This window comes from Paenibacillus sp. IHBB 3054 (assembly GCF_051594305.1).
Lineage (GTDB): Bacteria > Bacillota > Bacilli > Paenibacillales > Paenibacillaceae > Paenibacillus_AQ.
This window is the reverse complement of the sequence record NZ_JBOFBG010000163.1, coordinates 1-473: the sequence shown is the minus strand read 5'-3', so window position 1 is coordinate 473 and position 473 is coordinate 1. Positions and strand designations below refer to the sequence as shown.

At 53.7% G+C, this 473-nt stretch carries 1 protein-coding gene; it reads left to right on the top strand.

The genetic code is table 11. From position 1 onward, the window contains the following. Positions 1 to 397 (top strand): hypothetical protein (locus tag ACQ76X_RS36260; protein ID WP_438498712.1); only part of this gene is annotated, 397 nt, incomplete at its 5' end. Positions 398 to 473 lie beyond the last annotated feature (76 nt).

The window sequence follows — 473 nt, the reverse complement described above, 5'->3', positions numbered from 1 at the left end:
TCAGCGCCGATCAGCAGAAGATGGACTGGTCATTGCCGAGATCCCGTGGAACTACCCCGAACGGGAGGCGCTCATGCAGCGACATCGTTCTATTGCCGTCATGGACTGTGATTATCATCATTGGCTCCGGTTTACGGACGCTGCCCCCCGCTGGGCAGGAGAGTTCTGGCTAAACCAGAGTACCCCAGAGATGGCTTCCAGAATGGCCGCACTCCTGAGGGAGCAATATAAACAGTCTTTCGCAGCGGTCTATCCCTATTTTCCTGCGGCAGGGTATTGCTTGTTCCAGGGAAGGCCTCTGGCTCTTGATCCGCTGCTGCGTACACCGCTGATTGCCCAGTTGCATGGAGAGGAGGATGCTGATGAGCCTGTTAAAGCACACGAATCGGTTAGTTAAGCGGTGGATGAAACATCCACGACATATCGTAGTCAATACGTTGGATGGGAAAGACGGAAAAACGGGACATTTTGTC